General features: G+C 66.6%; 13 protein-coding genes and 1 tRNA gene. 1 reads left to right on the top strand and 13 read right to left on the bottom strand.

Going from position 1 to position 17,107, the window contains the following annotated elements:
* The 11 genes from ACH2AT_RS00595 to spoIVB form a co-directional block, all read right to left on the bottom strand.
* Positions 1-600 carry an MBL fold metallo-hydrolase gene (locus ACH2AT_RS00595; RefSeq protein WP_394962621.1) on the bottom strand — a complete coding sequence of 200 codons (600 nt, stop codon included), beginning with the start codon at positions 598-600 and terminating at the stop codon, positions 1-3.
* 29 nt (positions 601-629) lie between these two features.
* On the bottom strand, positions 630-1,079 hold the full coding sequence (gene dtd / locus ACH2AT_RS00590) for a D-aminoacyl-tRNA deacylase (RefSeq protein WP_177522601.1): 450 nt from the start codon (positions 1,077-1,079) through the stop codon (positions 630-632).
* A 26-nt stretch (positions 1,080-1,105) separates the two neighbouring features.
* A complete protein-coding gene (locus tag ACH2AT_RS00585; protein WP_394962619.1) occupies positions 1,106-3,271 on the bottom strand; it encodes a RelA/SpoT family protein in 2,166 nt (721 codons plus the stop codon).
* A 3-nt stretch (positions 3,272-3,274) separates the two neighbouring features.
* A complete protein-coding gene (gene recJ / locus ACH2AT_RS00580; RefSeq protein WP_394962617.1) occupies positions 3,275-5,308 on the bottom strand; it encodes a single-stranded-DNA-specific exonuclease RecJ in 2,034 nt (677 codons plus the stop codon).
* Between the two features lie 19 nt (positions 5,309-5,327).
* Complete coding sequence (locus ACH2AT_RS00575; RefSeq protein WP_394962615.1) at positions 5,328-6,593, bottom strand: hypothetical protein; 1,266 nt, start codon at positions 6,591-6,593, stop codon at positions 5,328-5,330.
* A 60-nt stretch (positions 6,594-6,653) separates the two neighbouring features.
* Positions 6,654-8,246 carry an NAD(P)/FAD-dependent oxidoreductase gene (locus ACH2AT_RS00570; RefSeq protein WP_394962612.1) on the bottom strand — a complete coding sequence of 531 codons (1,593 nt, stop codon included), beginning with the start codon at positions 8,244-8,246 and terminating at the stop codon, positions 6,654-6,656.
* Positions 8,246-9,526: a YbbR-like domain-containing protein gene (locus ACH2AT_RS00565; RefSeq protein WP_394962610.1), complete on the bottom strand. Its 1,281-nt coding sequence runs from the start codon at positions 9,524-9,526 to the stop codon at positions 8,246-8,248. The genes ACH2AT_RS00570 and ACH2AT_RS00565 overlap by 1 nt, the downstream gene beginning before the upstream one ends.
* The gene (cdaA, locus tag ACH2AT_RS00560; RefSeq protein ID WP_394962608.1) at positions 9,507-10,394 is read right to left on the bottom strand and encodes a diadenylate cyclase CdaA; all 888 of its coding nucleotides are present in this window, start codon (positions 10,392-10,394) and stop codon (positions 9,507-9,509) included. The genes ACH2AT_RS00565 and cdaA overlap by 20 nt, the downstream gene beginning before the upstream one ends.
* A gap of 114 nt (positions 10,395-10,508) precedes the next feature.
* Entirely contained in the window at positions 10,509-11,624 is a 1,116-nt protein-coding gene (ispF, locus tag ACH2AT_RS00555) for a 2-C-methyl-D-erythritol 2,4-cyclodiphosphate synthase (RefSeq protein ID WP_394962606.1), read from the bottom strand.
* A 108-nt stretch (positions 11,625-11,732) separates the two neighbouring features.
* The gene (gene spo0A, locus ACH2AT_RS00550; protein ID WP_394962604.1) at positions 11,733-12,479 is read right to left on the bottom strand and encodes a sporulation transcription factor Spo0A; all 747 of its coding nucleotides are present in this window, start codon (positions 12,477-12,479) and stop codon (positions 11,733-11,735) included.
* A 138-nt stretch (positions 12,480-12,617) separates the two neighbouring features.
* Positions 12,618-13,838: a SpoIVB peptidase gene (spoIVB, locus tag ACH2AT_RS00545; protein ID WP_394962602.1), complete on the bottom strand. Its 1,221-nt coding sequence runs from the start codon at positions 13,836-13,838 to the stop codon at positions 12,618-12,620.
* A gap of 170 nt (positions 13,839-14,008) precedes the next feature.
* On the opposite strand from spoIVB, the gene ACH2AT_RS00540 reads away from it, so the two are divergent.
* Positions 14,009-14,091 (top strand) — tRNA-Leu (locus ACH2AT_RS00540).
* A gap of 415 nt (positions 14,092-14,506) precedes the next feature.
* On the opposite strand, the gene ACH2AT_RS00535 is transcribed toward ACH2AT_RS00540, so the two are convergent.
* Complete coding sequence (locus tag ACH2AT_RS00535) at positions 14,507-16,204, bottom strand: FMN-binding protein (RefSeq protein ID WP_394962600.1); 1,698 nt, start codon at positions 16,202-16,204, stop codon at positions 14,507-14,509.
* Between the two features lie 165 nt (positions 16,205-16,369).
* A complete protein-coding gene (locus ACH2AT_RS00530) occupies positions 16,370-17,104 on the bottom strand; it encodes a TraX family protein (protein ID WP_394962599.1) in 735 nt (244 codons plus the stop codon).
* Between the last annotated feature and the right edge of the window lie 3 nt (positions 17,105-17,107).

Here is a 17,107-nt window from a genome sequence, read left to right as displayed (position 1 = left end):
TCAGTTCTCCTTGACGTTGAGATAGGGGTTGGAAGCCTTTTCCTCCCCCAGGGTGGAGAAGGGGCCGTGGCCGGGCAGCACCCGGGTGTCGTCCGGCAGGGGCAGCGCCCGCAGCTTCGCAAGGCTCCGGCACATCTCCTGCCAGCTGCCGCCGGCAAGGTCGGTGCGGCCCACATCGCCGGCAAAGAGGGTGTCGCCGGTGAAAAGCAGGCCCTCGCAGTAAAGCACCCAGCTGCCCCTGCTGTGGCCGGGGGTGTGCCAGGTGGTGATGGAAAGGCCCGCCAGGGTGAGCGTGCCGCCGTCGGCATAGCCCAGGGCGCCGGGTCCGGCGGGCATCAGCTGGGTGCCGCGCGCATCCGCCGGGTCGAGATACACCGGGCAGCTCCACCGCTTTTGCAGCGCGGGCAGGCCGGTCATGTGGTCGTAGTGGCCGTGGGTGAGCAGGATAGCCTCCAGCGAGGCCCCCTCCCCTTCCAGCAGCTTGTCAAAGGCGGCAAGGCTAGGCGCGGGGTCGATGACCACGGCCTTGTTCCCTTCCCCCACCAGCACGAAGCTGTTGGTCTCGAGGGGGGCGGGGCCGTTGAGATGGAATACTTTCATGGGTGGCTCCTTTTTTGACGTGGGGCGTTTCACCACTGGTCGGTGTCGATGACGATGGTCACCGGGCCGTCGTTGGCGATGTTCACCAGCATATCCGCGCCGAACTCGCCGTGCTTGACCTCCTTGAGGCCCTGCTTTTCCATCTCGGCCAGGAACAGGTCGTAGGCGTCGATGGAGAGGGGCGGTTTTGCCGCGGTGATATAGCTGGGGCGCTTGCCCTTTTTGGTGTCGCCGTAGAGGGTGAAGTTGCTCACCACCAGGGCGGAATAGCCCAGGTCCACGGCGCTTTTGTTCAGCTTGCCCTCCTCGTCCGGGAAGACGCGCAGGTTGGCGCACTTTTCGGCGAGTTTCGGCACGATGTCCAGGGTGTCGGTGTCCTTGACGCCCAGCAGGATGACGATGCCGGGGCCGATGGCTCTCGGCTCGCCCCCGTTCACCGACACGTCCGCTTTGCGCACGCACTGAATGACTGCCCGCATGGGTCCTTTCCTCCTTCGCGCCGGCCTTAGATGCGGATGACCTGGATGACGTCCCGCACCTTGCGAAGCTTCGCCAGCACGCTGTTGAGATGTTCGGTGTTGGAGATGCCCAGGGTGATGCTCATGGAGGCGCGGCCGTTGTCCACCGCGCGGGCGCTCATGGCATAGATGGGCACCCGCAGCTCGCCCAGGGCCACCGCCACGTCCCCCACCAGGCCGTCCCGGTTCATGGAGATGAGCTCCAGGGTGGCCTGGTAGTTCTCCTGCTCGCCCCCCTCCCAGTGGGCGGGCACCCAGCGGCCCCGGTTCTCGGGGTTCGCCAGGCTGGCCTGCACGTTCTGGCAGCTCTTTTTGTGGATGGACACGCCGAAGCCCCGGGTGATGAAGCCCACGATCTCGTCGCCGGGCAGCGGGGTGCAGCACTTGGCGAACTTGACGGGGCAGTTGTCGATGCCCTCCACCACCACGCCGTCGGTGCTCTTGGTGGTCTTGATGGGGATGTCCGCCAGGGCGGCGGCCTTCGGCTGGGCGGCCTTGAGCTTGGCGTATTCGTCCTTCACCTTGCCCATCAGGCGGCTGAGCTGCAGGCCGCCATACCCAAGGGCGGCGTACATCTCCTCCACCGAGTTGAGCCGCTGGCGGCGGGCGATCTCGGCCATGAAGTCGTCCCACTGGTCGTCGGGCACGTTGATGAGGTTGCGGCGCATCTCCTTTTCCAGGGCCTCGCGGCCCTCCTGGATGTTCTCCTCCCGCCGCTCCTTCTTGAACCAGTTGCGGATCTTGTTGCGGGCCTCGCTGGTGGTGACGATCTTCAGCCAGTCGCGGCTGGGGCCCTTGTCCGCCGGGCCGGTGAGGATCTCGATGATCTCGCCGGTGGCCACCTTGTGGTCGATGGGCACGATGCGCCCGTTCACCTTGGCGCCTATCATACGGTTGCCCACCGCCGAATGGATGGCATAGGCAAAGTCGATGGCGGTGGCGCCGGCGGGCAGGTTGATCACGTCGCCCCGGGGGGTGAAGGCAAAGACCTCCTCGGGCAAAAGGTCGCCCTTGATGTCCTGGAGCAGGCTGCCCGCGTCGTCGCTCTCCCGCTGGCTCTCCAGCAGCTGGCGCACCCAGGCCAGGCGCTCGTCCAGCCGGTCGGAGCCCTGCACGCCCGCTTTGTACTTCCAGTGGGCGGCCACGCCGTACTCCGCCATCTGGTCCATCTCGCGGGTGCGGATCTGCACCTCGAAGGGGATGCCCTCGTGGCCGATGACGGTGGTGTGCAGCGACTGGTACCCGTTGGGCTTGGGGGTGGAGATATAGTCCTTGAAGCGGTTGGGGATGGGGTGGTACATGTCGTGGATGATGCCCAGGGCGTTGTAGCACTCGGCCACCGTGTCCAGGATGATGCGCACCGCGTAGACGTCGTAGATTTCCGCGAAGTCCCGGTCCTGGATGAACATCTTGCGGTAGATGCCGTAGACGCTCTTCACCCGGCTCTTCATGGCGGCGTTTTCCATGCCGTTCTCCGCCAGGCGCTGCTGGATGACGCGGCTGGTCTCGGCCACGAAGGCCTCGCCGCCCGCCCCCGCCAGCAGGTCCTTTATCTCCTGGTAGCCCACCGGGTCGAGGTAGCGCAGGCTGCGGTCCTCCAGCTCTTCCTTGATGTTGCTGATGCCAAGGCGGTGGGCGATGGGGGCGTAGACCTCCATGGTCTCCAGGGCCTTGTCCCGCCGCTTCTGCTCAGGCCAGGCGTCGCCGGTGCGCATGTTGTGCAGCCGGTCGCACAGCTTGATGATCATCACCCGCACGTCCTGGCTCATGGCCAGCAGCATCTTGCGCAGGTTTTCCGCCTGCTGCTCCTCCACGCTGGAGAACTGAATTTTGGTCAGTTTGGTGACGCCGTCCACCAGGCGGGCCACATCCGGCCCGAACTGGGACTGGATGTCCTCCAGGGCGGTGGCGGTGTCCTCCACCACGTCGTGCATCAAAGCGGCGGCCAGGCTCTCGGTGTCCATGCCCAGCTCCACCAGCAGCAGCGCCACGTTCAGCGGGTGGCAGATGTAGGGCTCGCCGGAGCGGCGCAGCTGCCCCGCGTGGGCGGCGTTTGCCAGGGCGAAGGCCTTATCCAGCATTTGCAGGTCGTAGGGACGGCCGGTGTCGGTGACCGCCTTTTTCAAATCAGCATAGGTGATGTAGTCTGCCATGGGTCATGCCTCCAGAGCTTTGAGAATGGGCGCGGCGGAAAGGTCCTTTTTGCCTTCCACCGGCGCCGGGGCCAGCCGGCGGGCGCCGTTTTCCCGCCGCACCTGCACCAGGCCCAGCTGGCGCAGGGCTTTGAGGCCCACAAGGGTGCGCCCGGTGTTCTGCGCCCCCATGCGCGCCAGCAGGGGCAGCAGGTCGTCCACCGAGGCACCCTCCTGCCGGATGAGCCGGTAAAGGGTCGCGATGTGGGCCCGGTCCGGCAAAAGCAGGCGCTTTTCCTCGCTTGCGAGGGACGCGCCGCAGTTGAACGCTTCGTAAAGGGCCGCCTGCCGCACGGCTTCGTCGGCAAAGCCCGCCGGGCGCAGCGCCCGCACCCGGGCGGAGAGCTGGGGCCCGTTTTTGCCCTCGTAGACCGAGAGGCTCAAAGCCGCGTCCACCCGGTCCCCCGGCTGATAGGCCAGCTGGGCGGGGGCGGTGCCGAAGCAGGCGGCAAAGATGCTGCCGCTGCCCTGCCGCAGGCGCAGCCGGGTGTGCTTGCCGTCGCTCACCGGGAAGACGCCGTCCACCACCGCGTCCTGCAAAAAGAAGACGGGGGCGGGGTTTTCGTGGCCGCAGGGGGCCAGATAGGAAAGGCTCTCCACGTCCGCCACGGTGAGGGAGTCCAGCCGCACGGCTGCGTCCAGGCGCAGGGGCGGGGTCTCCAGCACGGGATACTCTTTGGCGGCGAACTCGTTGATGGCCCGGCGCAGAGCGGGGATGTCCTCCTCCTTCACCGACAGGCCCGCCGCCATGGCGTGGCCGCCGAAGCGGATGAGCACCGGCGCGCAGGCGCTGATGGCCCCGTGAAGGTTGAAGCCGGGCACGCTGCGCCCGGAGCCCTTGCCCTCGCCGTTCTGCACGCTGATGACCAGCACGGGCCGGGCGTATTTTTCCACCAGGCGGCTGGCCACGATGCCGATGACGCCGGGGTGGAAGCCCTCGCCCCAGACCAGCAGCACCCGGTCCCGCAGGCGGGCGGGGTCGGCGGCGATCTGGGCCTCGGCCTCGGAGAGGATGGTCTGTTCGGCGGCCTGCCGGTCAGCGTTTGCCTGGCACAGGCGGGCCGTGAGGGCCTGGGCTTTTTCAAAATCTTCGCACAGCAGCAGCTGCAGCGCGGTGGAGGCGGAGTCCATCCGGCCGGCGGCGTTGAGGCGCGGGGCAAGCGCGAAGCTGATGTTCTCGGAGGTGACGGGCTTGCCGGCCAGACCGCAGCCCTCCAGCAGCGCCACAAGGCCGGGCCGCTCGCAGTTTTCCAGCAAAGCAAGGCCGCGCTTGACGATGGTGCGGTTCTCGCCGGTGAGGGGCATCACGTCCGCCACCGTGCCGATGGCCGCCAGGTCCCCGCACTGCTCCAGCAGCTCCTCGGCAGGGCAGCCGTCCAGCGCGGCGCACAGCTTGAAGGCCACCCCCGCGCCGGAAAGGCACTTGAAGGGGCTTTCGTCGTCGGCGCGGGCGGGGTCCACCACCGCCGCCGCCTCGGGCAGTGCCGCGCCGGGCAGGTGGTGGTCGGTGACCACCACGTCCACCCCCAGCTCGGCGGCGCGCCTGACCTCCCGCACCGCCGAGATGCCGTTGTCCACCGTGATGATGAGCTTGAATCCCTTTTCCGCAAGGCTTTCCACGATGGGCACGGTGAGGCCGTAGCCCTCCTCGTCCCGGCTGGGCAGCTTGCAGCGCGCGCTGGCGCCCATGCCCCGCAGGTGCTCGAACAGCAGGGCGGTGGCGGTGACGCCGTCCACGTCGTAATCGCCGAAGATGACGATGGCTTCGCCCGCATCCACTGCTTTTAAAATACGCGCCACGGCCTTGTCCATATCCTTCAGCGCGAAGGGGTCGCTCAGGGGAGCATCCTCCGTGAGGAAGGCCATGGCCTTTTCGGGGCTTTCCAGCCCGCGGGCCACAAGGATGCGCGCCAGCAGGCCGGGCGCGCCGATGGCCGAGGCCAGTCTGGCCACGGTTTTTTCGTCGGGCGTTGGTACCTGCCAGGTGCGGAAATTCATGGGTCAGAGCTCCTTATGGTCAAGATTGGTATTCCGCCAGCCCATCCTGGGCCAGCATGGTCTGCATGGCGCTGATCTCGCTGGAGATGTCCAGCGCGGTGTCGGAAAGCAGGTCGTTTCGCAGGTTGTCGAAGGCGGTGTTCAGGGTGGCGAGGATGCCGCCGATCTCCTGGCGGATGCTGCCTGCGGCCTCGCCCTGCTGGTCCTTCACGTCGGCGTAGGTGCGCAGCAGCTTGAGGGTGGTGGGCATGTAGTAGCGGGCGAACTTGCGCACCTTGCCCGCGCTGGCGGGATGGGCCTTCACCCAGTTCTGGATGTCGGCGGTGGTGACCCGCATGTGGAGCAGGCTGTCCCGCAGTTCGGGCTGGTCGGTCATGGAGGCGATGTGCTCGCCAAGCAGAAAATCGAAGTCGGTGCACTGCTGCATCAGTTCCGCCAGCTCGTTCGCGCCGGAAGGCGCCGCCTCGGCCCGGGCGGCAGCCTCCTGCCGGCGCTGCAGGTTGCGGTACTCGGCGGCGCTGATGAAGAACACCCCGTCGTCGTCATCCAAAAAGGCGTCGGGCAGCCAGCCCTGGCGGATCATGCGGTCCAGGTCTTTTTTGACGTAGTTCACCGGTCGGCGGACGGCTTCGGCCATGCGCTGCAGCGGCGCCGAGCGGTCGCTGCCCATGGCGGCCAGATACCGCCGCATACGCCCGCGGCGGGCGGGCTGGCTGAAGGCCCAGCGGGCGGCGAAAGCGAAAGCGGCGGTGACGCCCAGCAGGAACACCAGAGAGATGAGGACGATCACATCAAAGAAAAAAGCGAGGCTGAGGAGCGCCGTCAGTGCCATGAGGCCGGCGACCACCGCGCAGATGACCGCCAGGGTGCCGCCGAAGATGCAAAGCCCGTCGCGCAGGCCGGAGGAAAGGCTCGAACCGGCCTGGTTCATCCGGGAGGCCAGGGCGTCTCCCGCCCGCCGGGCGGCCTGCTGGGCCTGGCTCTGGTGTTTTTGCTGGGCGGCGGTCTTGCGCACGTCCCGGGCCGCGCCGCTCAAAGCGCTGCCCATCTCGCGGGTGGCGTCGCCCAAAGCGCCGCCCACCTCCTGGGCGATGACCCGGCCCAGTTCATGGATGCTCTGGGCCAGCTCCTGGGCAGAGTCCCGCACCGGGGGCGGCGGCGCTGCGCCGCCCTGCCCATCGGCCGGCTTTCCGGCGTTTTTCTGCTCGTTGAATGTCTGCTGCACCTTCTGGCGCAGGATGCGCTCGTATTGATAGGGGTCTCTGGGTTTCTGGTTCTCGGCCATAACGGCCACCTGCCTTTCCAAGGGGTATCTTTGCGCCCGCAAAGGGGCGAAAAAACAGTTTTACTTTGCGGGGGCGCTGCCTTCGATGATGGCCCGGGCCACCCGCAAGCCGTCCACCGCGGCGCTCATGATGCCGCCGGCGTAGCCCGCGCCTTCGCCGCAGGGGTAAAGCCCGGGCAGCGCGGCGCACTGGAAGTCCGCCCCCCGCTCCAGCCGCACGGGGCTGGAGGTGCGGGTCTCGAGGCCGGTGAGCACCGCCGACGGCCCGGCATAGCCCGGCAGCCTGCGGTCAAAGGCGGCAAGGCCGGCGCGCAGGCCGGCGGCCAGTTCGCCGGGCAGCAGGCTGCCCAGGTCGAAGGCGCGCACGCCCCGGTCATAGGTGGGCCGTACCGCGCCAAGGCGCAGGGCTCCCTCCCCGTTCAAAAAGCTCTGCACGGTCTCGGCGGGGGCGGTGTAGTCGCTGCCGCCCGCCTTGAAGGCCGCCTGCTCCAGCTGCCGCTGGAAGGCCACCGCCTTCATGGCGTCGCCCCCGAAATCGGAGCCGTCCACGCTGATGCCCACCGCCGCGTCGGCGTTCCTGCCCGCCCGGGCGTGGGAACTCATGCCGTTGGTCAGAACGCCGCCCTCCTCGCTGGCGGCGGCCACCACCTGCCCGCCGGGGCACATGCAGAAGGTGTAGACGCACCGCTTGCCCACATGATGGCTCAGCTGGTACTCCCCCGGCGGCAGCGCCGGGTGGCCGGCGGCGGCGTGGTAGAGGCCGCGGTCGATGTCCGTTTGCAGATGCTCGGCCCGAAAGCCCACCGAAAAGGGCTTTGCGGTCAGGGGCAGGCCGTTTTCGGCCAGCATGGCGAAGGTGTCCCGGGCGGAGTGGCCCACCGCCAGCACCAGGCGCTGGCAGGGGATGGGCCCCGCCGTGGTGTCTGCGGCGGTCAGCCGCCCGTTCTTTTCTTCCAGCCCGGTGAGGGCGGTCTCAAAGAGCACCCGCCCGCCCAGGGCCTCGATCTCGGCGCGGATGGAGGCGATGACCCCCCGCAAAAGGTCGGTGCCCACATGGGGCTTCTGCTGCCAGGCGATCGCGGCGGGCGCGCCGTGGGCCAGCAGGGTGTCGGTGACAAAGCCGCACAGCTCGTCCCCGATGCGGGTGGTGAGCTTGCCGTCGGAGAAGGTGCCCGCGCCCCCCTCGCCGAACTGGATGTTGGCGTTTGGTTCCAGCGCGCCGCCGGCGAAAAAGCGCTCCACCGCGGCCACCCGCTTTTCGAGGGCCGGGCCCCGCTCCAGCACCAGGGGGCGGTAGCCCGCCCGGGCCAGCGCCAGCGCGGCGAACAGGCCCGCGGGCCCAAGGCCCGCCACCACCGGCGGGTCGTTCAGCGGCGCGCCGCCGGGCAGCGGGCGGTACTCGGCATGGCGGGCCAATGCAACACAAGGCGCGGAACCGGCCAAAGCCAGTTCCGCACCTTCGTCTTTGAGGCGCACGCCGATGGTATACACCAGCGAGGGCCGGCCGTGGCGGGCGTCCACCGAAAGGCGGGCCACGCCTGCGCCGGCCGCATCGCCGGGGCGTATCTTCAAAATCTTCATCGCCCGGCCCGCCGCCTCGGCCTCGGGCCGGGGCGTATCCAGGGGCAGGCGAACGCCGCGCACCAGCAGCATCAGTCCTGCGCGCCGCTGGCGCTGACCTGGCACTCCACCGAGTAGCTGCCGGTGGCGAAGATGGTGGTGGAAGCCGGGATCTGGATGCTGGCGGCCAGCTTTTCGCGGCCTTCGGCGATCTGGATGTCGGAGGCGTCCACCACCGCCACCACGCTGTTGGGGCTGAGGGCTTCCAACTCCTCCTCGGGGCCCACCAGCGTCACGCTGCTGATGCGGGAATCCAGGGCCTTGATCTCCATGTTGGCCGGCTGGTTGATGACCCGGATCTGGCTGACGTTGATGGTCTTGGCGGCGTAGCCTTGGGTGTTGAAGGTGAGGTTGACCGTGGTGATGTTGTCGCGGCTTTCCACCCCCCTGGGCAGGTTCACCTGCAGCTGGTAGACCTTGTCCAGCTGGAAGCTGGACAGGTCAAAGTCGCTGACGGTGATCTCGGTGAGGTTCTGGATGACCGACGAGCGGCCGGAGACCGCCATGGTCTCCTGGCTGAGGGTGTAGTCCAGAGACTCCAGGTCGAAGTTGGGCGGATAGTTGATGAAGTTGACGCTCAGGGGAAGTTCAGCGTTCTGGTAGACGGTGAGGTTCACGTCCACGATGGAATTGTCCAGGCTGGAGAATTCCAGGTCCATGGGCTGGTTGTTCACATCCCGCACTTCCAGTGTGACGGTGGCGATCTTGCTGGTGGACAGGTTCTCCAGGTCGGTGCTGGCGGGCACCTTGGCCACGATGCTGCCGATCTTCTCCACCTCGCTCTCCGGCCCGCGCACCGTCACGATGGAAGGCGCGGCGGTGGTGCTGTGGAGCACGTATCCGTCGGCGATGGTGATCTGCTGGTCCATCTCCACCTGCACGGTGAACTCCTTGCTCTCGATGGTGTCGAACACCACGGTCACGGTGTCGGAGGTGGCGGCGGTGACCCGGGAGGCGCTGTTGCCCAGCACCCGCACCAGCAGGTTCAGTTCCCAGGTGCCCGCGCCCTTGACCACCGAGTAGTCGGGGTAGACCAGCACATTGTCCGCGGTGAGGCCGTAGACGTCGGTGCCGTTGCCCGCCAGCTCCACCGTGGCCTGGGCCTGGGGTTCGTTGATGATGTCCAGCCCGAGGCTGGTGTACATCTGGCTGTCCTGCTCAAAGTTCACCGGCACGCCCTTGAGCCTGTTGGTCTGATCCGGGTCAACGTAGACGGTGACGATGGTCCAGATCAGCAGGGCGATGCCCAGCGAGAGCAGGATGTTCACGCCCCGGTTGTTCAAAAAGGAACGGTCAATCTTTCTTTTTTTCATTTTTCCCTCTCCAGAACAGCGCCTTCTTGGATTCCTTCTCCTCGGGAGGCACCAGTTCCTCCTGCAGCAGGTTGAACAGATTCTGCCGGTCCAGACGGCGGATCAGCACGCCGTTTTTGGCCATGGAGATGATGCCGGTCTCTTCGCTGACCACCACCACCACCGCGTCGGAGTTTTCGCTCATGCCCAAAGCCGCCCGGTGGCGGGTGCCCATGTCCTTGCCGATCTCCAGATTGTCGGAAAGGGGCAGAACGCATCCCGCGGCCTTGAGGGTGCCGTCCCGCACCACCACCGCGCCGTCGTGCAAGGGGGTGCCCTCATAAAAGATGGTGCCCAGGATCTCCGGGTTCACGTCGGCGTTGATGGCGGTGCCGGTGCGGATGATCTCCGAGAGGTTGGAGCCGCGCTCCAGCACGATCAGCGCGCCGGTGTTGGTGTCGCTGAGCTGTTCGGCGGCGTCACAGATGGCAAGGCAGGCGTTCTGCCATTTGCCCCGCAGGCTGGGGTCTGTCCGCCGGCTGTGGAACAGGTTCGACGCCCATTTGTCGGTGCGGCCCACCTGCTCCAGCGCCCGGCGCAGCTCCGGCTGGAACAGCACGATGAGCGCCAGAAAGCCGATCTGCAGCACCGCGTTCATCAGATAGGTCACGGTGCGCAGCTCCAGCGCGTAGGCCACGGCGTAGCCCACCAGCAGCACCACCGCGCCCTTGGCCACCTGCGCCGCCCGGGTCTTGCGCACCAGGGCGATCACCTCGTAGACGACGAAGGCGACGATCAGGATGTCCAGGATGTTGCGCGGGTCCTGGGTGATGGCACGGAAATTGTTGAATACCATGGTCAGCGTTCCGCTTTCGAACCAGTCTGCCAAGCCAAGCCCTCCCTGTCAGGCGCCCCGGTTCAGCCGGGCGCCGAAAATCTCAACTTTTAGTATAACATACCGTTGTTTTCTTGCAAAGTTTTTTTCGCGGCACGCCGCTATATTTTATATTTTGCCGCCTTCCAGCAGGGCCACCGCGTGGGCGGCGATGCCCAGGCCCTGGCCGGTGAAGCCCAGATGCTCCTCGGTGGTGGCCTTCACGCTCACCGCGCCCGGCTCCAGCCCCAGGGCCGCGGCAAGGTTTTGGGCCATGGCGGGGATGTGGGGCGCGAGCTTGGGCGCCTGGCAGAGGATGGTGGCATCCACGTTCACGGGGCGGTATCCCTGTTCGGCCAGCAGCGCCGCCACGCGGCGGGCCAGGGCCAGGCTGTCCGCCCCTTTGTAGGCGGGGTCCGAGTCCGGGAAGTGCCTGCCGATGTCCCCCAGGGCTGCCGCGCCCAGCAGCGCGTCCATCACCGCGTGGGTGAGCACGTCCGCGTCGGAATGGCCCAGGAGGCCCTTTTCACAGGGGATCTTCACCCCGCCCAGGATAAGGTCCCTGCCCTCCACCAGTCTATGTACGTCGTAGCCGTGGCCGATGCGCATGGTCTTTTCTCCTTTCAGGTCGTCGGGGGTGGTGATCTTGTAGTTTTCGTACTCGCCCGCCACCAGCTGCACCGGCCGGCCCGCCTGCTCGAACAGCTGGCAGTCGTCGGTGACCGCCTCGTCGCCGGCCAGCGAAAGATACGCCGCCCGGTCAAAGCACTGGGGCGTCTGCATGGCAAAGAGCTTCTGGCGGGGCGGGGTGCCCTGCACAAGGCCCGCGTCGTCCGCCAGCTTGATGGTGTCCTTCACCGGCACCGCCGGGGCAGCCGCGCCCGTTTTTTCCGCCGCTTCCAGCACACGGGTGATGACCTCTTCGCTCACGAAGGGCCGGGCCGCGTCGTGGATGGCCACCAGCTCCCCCTTCGCCGCCCGCACCCCCGCCAGAGCGCTGGCCGCGCGGGTAGCGCCGCCCTTTGCCAGCGTCACCGGCTTTTGGCAGCGGGCCGCCGCGGCGCGGGCCGCGGTCTCGTCCGCCCCGGTGACCAGCACCAGGTCGGTGACGAGGGGATGGCTGTCGAAGGCCGCCGCGCTGGCAGACAGCACCGTGCCGCCGCCCAGCGGGGCCGAGAGTTTGTCGAACCCCATCCGGCGGGACGAACCCGCCGCCACCAGCACCGCCGTGACCGTTTTTTCCATCGCGCAGCCCTCCGTTTTTTGGCGCACCGCCGTTTTTGTATATTATTATAAAGGATATACGCAAAAAAATCCACCGGCGAAAGCCGGTGGATGGGACGCTTCGCCCCCTCAGGCGCGGCGCTGCTTTTTGTCCAGGCGCATCTTGTCGGCGATCATGGCGATGAACTCCGAGTTGGTGGGCTTGCCCCGCAGGTTGTGGATGGTGTAGCCGAAATAGCTGTTCAGCACCTCCACGTCGCCCCGGTCCCAGGCCACCTCGATGGCGTGGCGGATGGCCCGCTCCACCCGGCTGGCGGTGGTGCCGTTCTGCTTGGCGATCTGGGGGTAAAGGCGCTTGGTCACCGCGTTGATATAGTCCGGGTCGGCGGCGGTGAGCAGGATGGCGTCCCGCAAAAACTGGTAGCCCTTGATGTGGGCGGGCACCCCGATCTGGTGCAGGATCTCGGTGACGGTGACCTCGTCGCTGGACGCGCCGCGGCTCTGGGCCGGCGCGCCGGAGGCCCGGGTGACCCGGCTGACCAGGCTGGTCTCGTCGAAGGGTTTGAGAAAGTAGAAGGCAAAGCCGCTGTCCAGCAGTTCCTGCTCCAGCTGCTCGTTCTGGAACGCCCCCGTGACGTAGAACTGGGCGCGGCCGCCCTCCTGCTCGTAGCGCTGCTTCACCGAGATGGCGTCCAGCTCGGGCATGAAGGCGTCCAGCAGCACCGCCTGGGGCCGCTGGGCGCGCAGGGCTTCCAGCGCCGCCGCGCCGTTCTTCTCGCACACGTGCACCTCCACGCCCTTGGCCTCCAGGGCCGCCTTGCAGGCGGCGGTGCAGCCCGCGCCGGTATCCGTCATCAGGAATTTGATCGGTTCCATTTTTCTTCTCCTCCAAATTGTGTATTTCCCTTAACGGAACCAATTTTACCATATATTACCAATTTATGCAAGACTTTTTTCGGCTCTGCGCCACCATGCGCGCCGCTTTGCATGCTTCAACCCCCGCAAAGCGGCTTTTTATGCGGCTTTGCGCGCGGCGGCCGCGTCGGCGCTGGACAGCATGTTCTCGGCAAAAATGCCAAAGCCCCGGGTGGGGTCGTTCACCAGAACGTGGGTCACGGCCCCCACCAGCCGGTCGTTCTGCACGATGGGGCTGCCGCTCATGCCCTGCACGATGCCGCCGGTGGCGGCCAGCAGTTCGGGGTCGGTGATGCGGATGACCATGTTGCGGTTGGGGTCCTCCTCGGTGAGGGAGATCCGCTCGATCACCGCGTCGTACCAGGCGGGCTCGTCGCCGCCGATGGTGGTGAGGATGCGGGCGGGGCCTTCGCAGACCTCCTGAACCTGAGCCACCACCATGTCCTGGCCGTCCATCACCCGGCGGATGGAACCATAGACGCCGGAAGCCCCGTTGATGAGGATGTCTCCCATGGCCGCCTCGCCGGTGAAACGGCCCTTCAGCTCGCCCGGGGCCCCAGCCGCCCCCGCCACATAGCCGGTGATGGTGACCGGGGCCACCTCGCCGCTGAGCAGGGCGATGGACTGGCCGGTGTCCGCGTCGCTGATGGAATGGCCGAGGCCGCCGTAGATGCCGGTGGAGTTGTCCACAAAGGTGAGGGTGCCGATGCCGGCGGAGGAATCCCGCACCCACATGCCCGCCCGCCAGCGCTCAGAGTCGGCGTCCCGCACGGGCTGGAGGGAGGTGGTGTGCTCGGCGCCGTCCCGGGTGTAGACCAGCTGCACCGGGCGGCCTTCCGCGGCCTGGATGGCGGCGCTGACGTCGTCGTTGTCCACGGTCTTGCGCCCGTCGATGCTGACGATCACGTCCCCCATCTTCAGCCCCGCCGCCTTGGCGGGGTTGGCGGAGCCGGAGGCGGTGCGGATGTCGGTGAAGGCCACCACCATCGCGCCGTCGGAGAACATCTTGATGCCGAAGGGGGTGCCGCAGACGGTGACGGCGCGGCGGTCCACCACCACGGCGCGCACCGTTTTGACCGGGATGCCGCCCAGCACCGAAAGCGTCACGTTGTAGCTGCCGCCGGTGGGCACCGCCTGAACGGCGGCGGCCCCCGTGGGCTCCAGCGGCACCAGCCAGGGCATCTGGGCCAGGGTGAGCGCCTGCCCCTGGGGCACCATGAAGGTGTCCGGCAATTGGGTGTAAAGATAGGTAAGGCAGCCCAGAGCCAGCGCGGCGGCGCCCGCCGCCAGCGTCAGGCAGCGCCTGAGGAACGTGAGCATAGAAAATCGACCTCCCCGCCGGGGCAAAGCGCGCCCCGGGTGCTCGGCCCGGCGGCATCAGCCGCCGGGCCCTGGTGATTAGTATGCTCCGTTTCGGCAGGATTATAGCGGGGGCGGCTCTCCCTTCCCGATTGACAAACCCCGCCGCGGCTGGTACACTGAGTTCATATGCGGGTATGGCGGAATTGGCAGACGCGCCAGACTTAGGATCTGGTACTTCGGTGTGCAGGTTCGACCCCTGTTACCCGCACCAGGCTCCCGAACGCTTCGGCGTTCGGGAGTTTTTTGTGCAAAGCAAAGGGAGGGGCCCCGGCCGGCACCTGCCGGAGCCCCTCCTCATTTTTGACTCGGATGTTCAGGCCCTTTTTGCAGAACACGCCCCCCCCCCGGCCCCGGTATTTTTCCAGAAAGCGCAGGGATCCCTCGCCGGTCATGCCGTCAAAAAAGGCGATCTCGCCGGGGATGCAGCCCCGGTCCCGCCGGATGTGCGCCCGATCGCGCCAGCAGCCCATGCCGTCGATGCGGCAGCCGCCCGCCTCCCTTTGACCGGTTTGCTTTGGCTCACAGCATAGAGGATCAACTCGGATTTCCAAGGGGCGCACGGTTTTTCGCCGCGCAGGCGCCGCCCAAAAAGGCCCCCGCTGAGCGGGGGCCTTTTTCCATTCAAATCAGCCGATGGTGATGTCCACCGCGCTCTTTGATTCCAGAGCCGCCTGGATGGCGCCCAGGATGTTGCCGTGGGAGTCGTTCAGAGACATGGTGGCGCTGGCGGTCACGTCGGCCAGCATGGTCTGTTCATCGGCGGTCAGCGCCTCGTACTTGGCCTTGTCCTCCTCCTTGGAGTCCTCGGTGGGGGCCTTCAGCGGGCGGCCGTTGGCGTCGGAGCAGTACTTGGCGAACCACTCGTTCGCCTCGTCCACGGTCATGCCCACGAACAGGGCTTCAAAGGCGTCCGCCTGGTCGGCCCAGGTGCCCACGCCCATCTTGTAGCCGTCGCCCCGCTCCCGCTTGGTCTGCCAGGCGGCAACAGCCTCCAGGAAGCTGTCGTCGTCATAGGTCAGGGTACCGTCCACAACAGCGTCGTGGTCTTCATCGTAGTTGTAGCTCTGGCCGGGGAAGCCCGCGAAGTGGGGCATGCCGTCGCCGTCGTAGTTGGGGGTGGCGACCTCCACCTGATCCAGATAGATGCCGGTGATCACGTCGTTCTCGTCAAAGAGGACGGCGGCCACCACATTGTTGAAGGAGTAAACAGGGGTTTCGGTGTCGTCGGAGCCGGGTCCCAGTCGGCCCATGAAATCCAGGCCCAGGCCAAAGCCGGTGGCGGCCATGGCCTCCAGGGGCTTGCGGTTCTCATAGGCCTTGCGAATGGCGGAGAGGATATCGCCGTGGGAATCGTTCAGAGACATGGTGGCGCTGGCGGTCACGTCGGCCAGCATCGCCTGCTCGTCGGCGGACAGCGCCTCATACTTGGCCTTGTCCTCCTCTTTTGAGTCCTCGGTGGGGGCCTTCAGCGGGCGGCCGTTGACGTCGGAGCAGTACTTGGCGAACCACGCCTCCACCTCGTCCACAGTCATGCCCACGAACAGGGCTTCAAAGGCGTCCGCCTGGTCGGCCCAGGTGCCCACGCCCATCTTGTAGCTGTCGCCCCGCTCCCGCTTGGTCTGCCAGGCGGCGATGGCTTCCAGGTAAGAGTCGTCATCGTATGCCAGGGTGCCGTCCACAACGGCGTCGTGGTCTTCATCGTAGTTGTAGCTCTGGCCGGGGAAGCCCGCAAAGTGGGGCATGCCGTCGCCGTCGTAGTTGGGGGTGGCGACCTCCAGCTGGTCCAGCTTCATGGAAAGGATCTTGCCTTCCTGGTCAAACACCACCGCGGCGTAGACTTGGTTGAAAGAATAGACCGGGGTCTCGGTGTCGTCGGAACCGGGTCCAAGGCGGCCGGTGCTGACCACGCCCAGGCCCATGGCAGCCTCGGCGGAGCTGACACTGTCGGCTTCGGAACCGGCGCTTTCAACGGGATAGGGATAGGCTTCCGGGTCAAGGGCGTTGTTCACCGCGTAGATGGCGCCGTTGCTGCTCCAAGTGGCGCTAGCCACAGCGTCCACGCCTTCCACGGAACCCTTTTCCAGAATGGCGGCGGTGATGGTTTCGATGGCTTTGTCGCCAATGCCAGCGGTCTCGTCGGGGCCTGCGATCTCCAACGCCACGATTTTTCCGTTCTCATCGGTGGAAACAGTGGCGGTGATGGCGCCGCCGTAGCCGTCGCCGGTGCCGGTGTGCTGGGTGGTTTGCGTCTGTGTTTGGCCGCAAGCTGAGAAAAGCGTGAGTGACAGCGCTGCCGAAAGGGTGAGTGCGATCAGTTTTTTCATGTTTTCCTCCATTTTCCCCGGCCCTCCCCGGCCGGAGTTTCAGTTTGCAGTCCGCAGGTGATCCGCCCCGCAGATTGATAATATTTTAACATGCATTGGCGCAACAAAGTGTACTTTTTGTGAATATATTATTAACTTTTTGTGAATAGGTGGCGCATCCCACCGTCACCGAAAGCAAAGCAGCCACCTCGATCCCGCCAGCACCAGAAGGTGGGCGGGATAGAAGCCGTAGAAGAACCGGCGCACCGCCCGCCCGTGGGGTCCCTGCCGCCCCCGGTAGAGCCAGATAAAGGGCAGCGCCAGCACCGCGAAGGCCTGGATGGGCAGGGCATAGCCGCCCAGCGGGATGGTTGGGCCCGCCAGCAGCCATCCGTTCAACAGCAGCAGGCACGCCAGCTGGCCCAGCCGCTGCCGCCAGCCGCCGCCCCGGAAAAAGTAAAACGCCAGCACCGTCCAGACGCCGGGGCCGAAATAGTCCGCCATGAGCGCCGTGCCCGCCAGATAGCCGCCCAGCACCGCCCCGGCGCTCAACGCGAAGCGGGCCGCGGGCCGGGGGTCAGCCTTGGCCCATTCCAGCAGCTGCATACAGCCCAGGGCGATGAGGAAGGTCCAGAGCACGTTCTGGTGGAGGGGATAAACCGGGCTGCCCGCCGCCAGCAGGTCGAAGGGCACTTCGGAAAGAAGGGCAAAGACCAGCAGCCGCCGGGCATAGCGGGCGCGGCTGCGGGTGCGGGCAAAGCCCTCCGCCGCCAGAAACGCAAAGACGGGAAAGGCCAGCCGCCCCACGCAGGTCATCCAAAGCCGGTCCGGCATGAAGGCAAGGCAGATGTGGTCGCACAGCATCAGCCCCATGGCCAGCAGGTGCAGGCCGAAGGAGGTGAGTTCCGGCCGCTTTTTCATCTT

This window comes from Candidatus Allofournierella excrementigallinarum, from assembly GCF_944388085.1.
In the GTDB taxonomy this organism is placed as follows: Bacteria; Bacillota; Clostridia; order Oscillospirales; family Ruminococcaceae; genus Allofournierella_A; species Allofournierella_A excrementigallinarum.
The sequence above is the reverse complement of the archived record's forward strand: the minus strand, read 5'-3'. Positions and strand labels throughout refer to the sequence as shown.

Bases quoted from the DNA above. Each gene is read 5' to 3' on its own strand.
- ACH2AT_RS00565 (WP_394962610.1), bottom strand. From the start codon at position 9,526: ATGAAAAAAAGAAAGATTGACCGTTCCTTTTTGAACAACCGGGGCGTG.
- ispF (WP_394962606.1), bottom strand. From the start codon at position 11,624: ATGGAAAAAACGGTCACGGCGGTGCTGGTGGCGGCGGGTTCGTCCCGC.
- ACH2AT_RS00535 (WP_394962600.1), bottom strand. From the start codon at position 16,204: ATGAAAAAACTGATCGCACTCACCCTTTCGGCAGCGCTGTCACTCACG.
- spo0A (WP_394962604.1), bottom strand. From the start codon at position 12,479: ATGGAACCGATCAAATTCCTGATGACGGATACCGGCGCGGGCTGCACC.
- ACH2AT_RS00530 (WP_394962599.1), bottom strand. From the start codon at position 17,104: ATGAAAAAGCGGCCGGAACTCACCTCCTTCGGCCTGCACCTGCTGGCC.
- ACH2AT_RS00585 (WP_394962619.1), bottom strand. From the start codon at position 3,271: ATGGCAGACTACATCACCTATGCTGATTTGAAAAAGGCGGTCACCGAC.
- dtd (WP_177522601.1), bottom strand. From the start codon at position 1,079: ATGCGGGCAGTCATTCAGTGCGTGCGCAAAGCGGACGTGTCGGTGAAC.
- ACH2AT_RS00575 (WP_394962615.1), bottom strand. From the start codon at position 6,593: ATGGCCGAGAACCAGAAACCCAGAGACCCCTATCAATACGAGCGCATC.
- ACH2AT_RS00570 (WP_394962612.1), bottom strand. From the start codon at position 8,246: ATGCTGCTGGTGCGCGGCGTTCGCCTGCCCCTGGATACGCCCCGGCCC.
- recJ (WP_394962617.1), bottom strand. From the start codon at position 5,308: ATGAATTTCCGCACCTGGCAGGTACCAACGCCCGACGAAAAAACCGTG.
- spoIVB (WP_394962602.1), bottom strand. From the start codon at position 13,838: ATGCTCACGTTCCTCAGGCGCTGCCTGACGCTGGCGGCGGGCGCCGCC.
- ACH2AT_RS00595 (WP_394962621.1), bottom strand. From the start codon at position 600: ATGAAAGTATTCCATCTCAACGGCCCCGCCCCCCTCGAGACCAACAGC.